Below are 6650 nucleotides of genomic sequence, written 5' to 3'. Positions count from 1 at the left end.
TATCTCAGTCGGAGGGCTCCAGTCTATACGGAGCTAAGCAGGGCGCTTCCGCTTTTCTTTATTAATATGTTTTTCGTAATGATTGCGTTTGTTGTAAGAAATAGCCGATGCGTTCAACGATTGGTTCAATTGATTGCTCATCATTTATTAAATCATAATCATTTATGTTTAGACGTAGAACGGGACAAGAATTAAATTGGTTAATCCAATTTTCGTATCTAGTATGCATCTCTTCCCAGTATTCGATTGGCGTTTGTTGTTCCATTGGACGTCCGCGCTCTTTGATTCTACCAAGAATATCATCCAATGAACCTTCTAAGTATATAAGCAAGTCAGGATGAGGGAAATATGGTGTCATGACCATTGCTTCAAATAAGCTTGTATAGTTTTCATAATCTACTTTCGTCATTGTACCTTTTTCAAAGTGCATTTTAGCGAAAATCCCTGTATCTTCATAAATAGAACGATCTTGAATGAAGCCGCCACCGTATTCAAAAATACGCTTTTGTTCTTTAAATCGTTCTGCTAGAAAGTAAATTTGTAAATGAAAACTCCAACGTGAGAAGTCTCCATAAAATTTATCTAAATAAGGATTTAAATCTACCTTTTCAAAGGAAGTCCGGAAATTTAAAGCACTTGCTAACGAATTTGTAAAAGTTGATTTTCCAACCCCTACAGTTCCAGCGATTGTGATTACTGCATTTTTTGGTATGTTGTATTTCTCTCTAAGGTTCATCATTGTTGTACTCCTTTGTGAAGCTGTTCCTCAATTTTTTTGATAATTACTTGAAGATCATTTTTATTCTTAACGAAATCCATTTCATCTCCGTTAAATTGTAGCACAGTAACTTCCGGATGTTTTTCAATGAATTGTTCCATGAAGTTTTGATAGTCTATCGTCAATTGTTCTAGATAGAGAGGGCTGATATTCTTTTCGATTTCCCTTCCTCTTTTTTGAATTCTTGCTAATAGAGTATCTAGACTGGCATTTAAGTAAATGACCATATTAGGAGCAGGCATGTCTTCTGTAAGGATATTAAAAATATTGAGGTATTTATCATATTGTGTATTTTTTAGGCTTCGCTGAGCAAAGATTAAATTTTTAAATATATGATAATCAGCAACGACTGGCAATTGGCTAGATAAGAATTTAGTTTCAATATCTTCTAATTGCTTGTATCGATTGCAAAGAAAAAACATTTCTGTTTGAAAGCTCCATTCATCAATGTTTTCGTAAAATTTCCCGAGAAATGGGTTTTCATCTACGATTTCTCGCAGAATTTTAAATTGAAAATGTTCAGAGATGGCTTTCGATAACGTGGTTTTTCCTACCCCAATCGGCCCTTCTACTGTAATAAAAGGTGTGTGATTCATTATTTATTCGGCCTCCTGGTTCATTGAGGGTTTTATGGTTCTTGTTATTTTAACACACACTTTTTATCAGGAAGTTAATTTAGATAAGAAAAAAAGTTACAAATTTTAGTAGGGACGATTTAGATGAATATCGCGGCTATTACTGATGTCGGCTTTTAATACATTCTTCATCATCGTTAAGGCATATTCATTATCATGAATATCCACGGAAGTAATACAATCCTGTGGGCAATAGAGAGTGAATTCACGCATATAAGCATCGTTGGCTGTGAAGAGCACACATATATTTCCGGCGATTCCAGTAAGAATTAGCTCCTTTACGTGTAAATGAGCAAGTAATGTATTCAGGGACGTTCCGAAAAATGCTGAATGTTTTGGCTTAATTAGAAAAAAGTCTTCGTTCGTAGGTGCAATTTTGTCGATGAGAGCGCTATTATCATTAGTACGACATACTTCGATTATCTTTTGGAAATCAGCTTGCCATAGATTATAATGATCATTAATGTATATAATGGGAATATTAGCTGCTTTGGCTGTTTGTTTTAATTGTAAAAGTGGATTTAATATCTCAAGGGTATGGTTCAGTAGTTGATCACCATGCTCGAAGTTAAAGTGATTAATCATATCAATAATGAGTAGCGCTTTTGTAGAAGGTTTAAGATTGCTCATATGTATTTCCCCTTTGCAAAGTATAATAATTATGATATTAGTGTGTTATGATTTATAGGATTTAGTCATTTAAATGTAAGGAGCTTTCTTGATGAGTACAGAAGATATCAAGTTTATGAGAGTGGCTTTAGAGGAAGCGGAAAAAGCAAGCCAATTAGGTGAAGTTCCAATTGGTGCAGTACTTGTGTTAGATGGAGAAATAATTGCTAGAGCTCATAATTTACGAGAAAGTCAACAAAGTGCTACTGCTCATGCTGAATTAATGGTAATAGAAGAAGCGTGTAAGAAGCTTGGTACTTGGCGCCTAGAAGATACAGTTCTTTATGTAACATTAGAGCCTTGTCCAATGTGTTCAGGTGCTATTATCCTTTCTCGTGTGAAACGAGTCGTATACGGTGCGTCAGATCCTAAAGCAGGATGCGCAGGTACCTTCATGAATTTATTAACTGATGAGCGTTTTAATCATCAAAGTGAAGTATCAGCTGGTATACTTGAAGAGGAGTGCGGTGCGATTTTAACGACTTTTTTCAAGGAATTGCGTAAACGAAAGAAAGCAATTAAAATGAAAAATAAACAATTGGATAAAGATGCAGCAATTAACACTTAGTAAGATGTTGCTTTTTTTATCAAACATAAGTATACTTGAACATGTGTCAATGATGACGCAACTTAATATTGGTATCAATTTTGCCGTACTAGGTGGGGAGGTAGCGGTGCCCTGTACTCGCAATCCGCTCTAGCGAGACTGAACTCCTTCTAGAGGTTAGTATGCTGTAGGGTCTGCCTTTTGCAAGTGGTGTTGACGCTTGGGTCCTGCGCAATGGAAATCCATGAACTATGTCAGGTCCGGAAGGAAGCAGCATTAAGTGGAAGCTTCCATGTGCCGCAGGGTTGCCTGAGCCGAGCTAACTACAAAAGTAACGCTTATGGCAGCTAATCGACGGAAGGTGTACGGCAGTAATTTATTATATAAACACAAGAGGATGAGGTGTTCGACAAGAGCATTCATCCTCTTTTTGTATGATATCTACATTATTATGTCTGTTGCATGTTTGCTTTACTTGGTAATATGCAGTTAAACAGATGTTTCTATTTTAAAATTAATGTTTTTTCGTTGACTTTTTGAAATGACGAAATTAATTCATGTATAATGATAATGATTATGTAAAAGGAGGGCCTACCGTGGGATATCAAGCGCTGTATAGAGTTTGGAGACCACAGCAATTCTCTGACGTGATCGGACAAAAATATGTTACGAAGACGATGCAAAATGCTCTCGAACAAGAAAAGATTTCCCACGCTTATTTATTCTCAGGACCACGTGGTACTGGAAAAACAAGTGTTGCGAAAATACTTGCTAAAGCAGTGAATTGTGAAAAATCACCTACGAGAGAGCCGTGTAATGAATGTCCATCCTGTTTGGGGATTACTGATGGCTCCATTTCAGATGTAATTGAAATCGATGCTGCTTCGAACAACGGAGTAGATGAAATTCGTGATATACGAGATAAAGTTAAATATGCACCAAACTCAGTAAAATACAAAGTGTATATCATAGATGAAGTACATATGCTTTCAACGGGGGCTTTTAATGCCTTACTTAAAACATTGGAAGAACCACCAAAGCATGTTATTTTCATACTTGCCACCACTGAGCCGCATAAAATTCCACTAACGATTATTTCTCGATGTCAAAGGTTTGATTTTAAACGAATTGGCCCTGAGGATATTGTTGAACGTATGCAAACTATCATTGGAAATACGGGTAATCCATGCGATGAACAAGCGCTATATATAATCGCTAGGGCTGCTGAAGGTGGAATGAGGGATGCGCTTAGTTTGTTAGATCAAGCTATTTCTTTCAGTACTAATGAGAAGGTAACAGTAGAAGATGCGTTAACAGTAACAGGCTCTGTATCTCAGATTTTTATTAATGATATAGTGCATGCTATTCATCACAAAGATGTTTCGAAAGCACTTCGTTTGTTAAAAGATCTTCTTTCATTAGGGAAAGACCCTATCCGCTTAATTGAGGATTTAATATTATATTTTAGAGACATGCTTCTTTATCAAGTATCGTCTCAAATGGCCGACTCATTTGAGCGAGTTGTTGTTGATGATCAGTTTAAAGAGTTAGCTGAACAAATGCATGAACAATCTATTTATCAAATGATAGATGGTTTAAATAAAGCACAACAAGAGATGAAGTGGACAAATCACCCACGAATTCAACTAGAAGTTATGCTAGTAAAATTGTGTCATAATAAGGCAGAAATAACACACGGTAATCAAGATTTTGAACAGCTGAATATGAAGATTAGTCAATTGGAATCTGAATTAAGGTTGTTAAAGACAGAAGGAGTAGCGGTTAAAGCAGAAACACCTCAAACTCCTTCACCATCCAAATCAGTGAAAAAGAAGACTTATAAAGCGCCAGTTGGAAAGATTAATAATGTATTAAAACATGCAACAAAGACAGATTTGCAGGTTTTAAAAAACCATTGGAGCGACTTGTTATCGACACTTGGTAATCAGAATATGAAATCTGTTTCTGCATTATTGAGCGGATCTGAACCTGTAGCTGCATCTAATACTGCGTTTGTGGTAAAATTCAAATACGATATTCATTGTGAAAAGGTTATGTATAGCAATCAATATCTTGAGAAAATATCATCTGTATTAATGCAATTGATAGGGAAGCCATTAACCATGGAAGGTATTCCAGAATCGCAATGGCAGCAAGTTCGTGAAGATTTTCTAGTAATGCAAGATTCTACAGAAGAAGATAATAATGAACCAAAAGAAGAAGATCCTATTATTTCTGAAGCAAGAAAGCTTGTTGGCGATGAGTTATTAGAAATTAAAGATTAAATTGGAGGTTATTATATTATGCGTGGTATGGGTAATATGCAAGGTATGATGAAACAAATGCAAAAAATGCAAAAGCAAATGGCGAAAGCTCAAGAAGAGTTAGGCGAAAAGAGAATTGAAGGTACTGCAGGTGGCGGTATGGTAACTGTTGCTGTTTCAGGACATAAAGAAATTCTAGAAGTTAAAATTAAACCTGAAGTGGTTGATCCAGATGATATCGAAATGTTAGAAGATTTAGTATTAGCTGCAACAAACGATGCTTTGAAGAAAGCAGAAGAGCTAACAGCTTCTACTATGGGTCAATTTACTAAAGGAATAAATCTTCCAGGAATGTTCTAGGAGGTAATAATATGCATTATCCTGAACCTATTTCTAAATTAATAGATAGTTTTATGAAATTGCCGGGTATTGGTCCAAAGACTGCCGCCCGGCTCGCTTTTTTTGTGCTTGGCATGAAAGAAGATACTGTTTTAGATTTTGCTAAAGCTTTAGTTAATGCAAAGCGTAATTTATCCTATTGTTCGGTTTGTGGGCATATAACAGATCAGGATCCATGTTATATTTGTGAAGATAAACGAAGAGATCGCGACGTAGTTTGTGTTGTACAAGAACCAAAAGATGTTATTGCCATGGAGAAGATGCGTGAATTCAACGGGCTTTATCATGTGCTGCACGGTAGTATTTCACCAATGGATGGTATTGGACCTGAAGACATTAATATTCCTGATTTGATTAAACGATTACAGGATGCGACGGTACAAGAGGTCATTTTAGCCACTAATCCGAATATCGAGGGTGAGGCAACAGCGATGTATATATCTAGATTGCTTAAGCCTTCAGGTATTAAAGTAACAAGAATTGCTCATGGTTTACCTGTTGGAGGAGACTTAGAGTATGCGGATGAAGTGACATTATCTAAAGCTCTGGAAGGAAGAAGAGAGTTATAACAGTTGAGAGGGTAATGTTCTATGTTATTTCGACGTAAAGGTAAGCTTCGTAAAGAATATGATGAGAAGTTACTAGAACAATTAGAAAATCTTAAGCAAAACTGGATTCATCAAAAAGAGCTATTAAAGATATGTTTAGATCCGACTGATGATGTTATTATGGAAACGAAAATGGCTGAGATTAAATACTTCACATTATTTAAAGAAGCAAAAATAAGAAATGTATCAAAAAAATATTAAACAAATTCCCCTTACGTTACAGGTTCTGAAATAATGACCTGTAGCATAGCTTGTACTAGTGAGCTATTAATGAGGGGAGTTTTTTTATGGATTCAGTTATAATTATCTCTATTATTGTGGGATTGATTTTACTTTTATTATTGTTGGGAGCATCGTTCAAACCATTACGTATTATTGGTAATATAGCTGTGAAAATTGTAATTGGCGCGATGTTATTGTTTTTCTTAAATGCTTTCGGTAGCAGTATCGGTTTACATGTTCCAATTAACATTGCAACAGCAGGAGTAGCAGGGCTGTTAGGGATTCCAGGCGTATTTACTTTAGCGGCATTACAGTATTGGATTGTATAAGTAAACTTGTTAATAGGGAGGTTGATAATTAGTTTTAAAAAGTTTATAAAAAAGTATTGACGTCATGGTTGAATGGATGTTATATTATTGAAGTCGCTTCGGGGCGATGAAATAAATGATAAAAAAACACTTGATTTGAAACAAACTTCATGATATATTATAAAGGTTGTTTCAAACAACGAATCGTTCATTGAAAACT

General features: G+C 35.6%; 9 protein-coding genes and 1 other RNA gene. 7 read left to right on the top strand and 3 right to left on the bottom strand.

Annotated features, from left to right (window positions below):
- Positions 1 to 61 precede the first annotated feature (61 nt).
- The 3 genes from V7014_RS20735 to V7014_RS20725 form a co-directional block, all read right to left on the bottom strand.
- Entirely contained in the window at positions 62 to 736 is a 675-nt protein-coding gene (locus V7014_RS20735) for a deoxynucleoside kinase (protein ID WP_335509892.1), read from the bottom strand.
- Positions 736 to 1374, bottom strand: a complete 639-nt coding sequence (locus V7014_RS20730; RefSeq protein WP_335509890.1) for a deoxynucleoside kinase — start codon at positions 1372 to 1374, stop codon at positions 736 to 738. The genes V7014_RS20735 and V7014_RS20730 overlap by 1 nt, the downstream gene beginning before the upstream one ends.
- A 105-nt stretch (positions 1375 to 1479) precedes the next feature.
- Positions 1480 to 2043 (bottom strand): isochorismatase family cysteine hydrolase, encoded by a 564-nt coding sequence (locus tag V7014_RS20725; RefSeq protein ID WP_335509889.1) that lies wholly within the window; start codon positions 2041 to 2043, stop codon positions 1480 to 1482.
- A gap of 91 nt (positions 2044 to 2134) precedes the next feature.
- On the opposite strand from V7014_RS20725, the gene tadA reads away from it, so the two are divergent.
- The 7 genes from tadA to V7014_RS20690 all read left to right on the top strand — a co-directional run bounded on the left by tadA (position 2135) and on the right by V7014_RS20690 (position 6451).
- Positions 2135 to 2650 carry a tRNA adenosine(34) deaminase TadA gene (gene tadA, locus V7014_RS20720; RefSeq protein ID WP_438824950.1) on the top strand — a complete coding sequence of 172 codons (516 nt, stop codon included), beginning with the start codon at positions 2135 to 2137 and terminating at the stop codon, positions 2648 to 2650.
- A gap of 83 nt (positions 2651 to 2733) precedes the next feature.
- Positions 2734 to 2998: signal recognition particle sRNA large type (ffs, locus tag V7014_RS20715), an RNA gene on the top strand.
- 227 nt (positions 2999 to 3225) lie between these two features.
- Positions 3226 to 4914: a DNA polymerase III subunit gamma/tau gene (gene dnaX / locus V7014_RS20710; protein ID WP_335509884.1), complete on the top strand. Its 1689-nt coding sequence runs from the start codon at positions 3226 to 3228 to the stop codon at positions 4912 to 4914.
- An 18-nt stretch (positions 4915 to 4932) separates the two neighbouring features.
- Positions 4933 to 5253 (top strand): YbaB/EbfC family nucleoid-associated protein, encoded by a 321-nt coding sequence (locus V7014_RS20705; RefSeq protein ID WP_335509882.1) that lies wholly within the window; start codon positions 4933 to 4935, stop codon positions 5251 to 5253.
- A gap of 11 nt (positions 5254 to 5264) precedes the next feature.
- Positions 5265 to 5861: a recombination mediator RecR gene (recR, locus tag V7014_RS20700; protein ID WP_335509880.1), complete on the top strand. Its 597-nt coding sequence runs from the start codon at positions 5265 to 5267 to the stop codon at positions 5859 to 5861.
- 21 nt (positions 5862 to 5882) lie between these two features.
- Positions 5883 to 6101 carry a YaaL family protein gene (locus tag V7014_RS20695; protein WP_335509878.1) on the top strand — a complete coding sequence of 73 codons (219 nt, stop codon included), beginning with the start codon at positions 5883 to 5885 and terminating at the stop codon, positions 6099 to 6101.
- Positions 6102 to 6187: 86 nt separating this feature from the next.
- The gene (locus V7014_RS20690; protein WP_205064087.1) at positions 6188 to 6451 is read left to right on the top strand and encodes a pro-sigmaK processing inhibitor BofA family protein; all 264 of its coding nucleotides are present in this window, start codon (positions 6188 to 6190) and stop codon (positions 6449 to 6451) included.
- Positions 6452 to 6650: the final 199 nt, after the last annotated feature.

The organism is Bacillus sp. JJ722 (genome assembly GCF_036963345.1).
Lineage (GTDB): Bacteria > Bacillota > Bacilli > Bacillales > DSM-1321 > Bacillus_AD.
The sequence above is the reverse complement of the archived record's forward strand: the minus strand, read 5'-3'. Positions and strand labels throughout refer to the sequence as shown.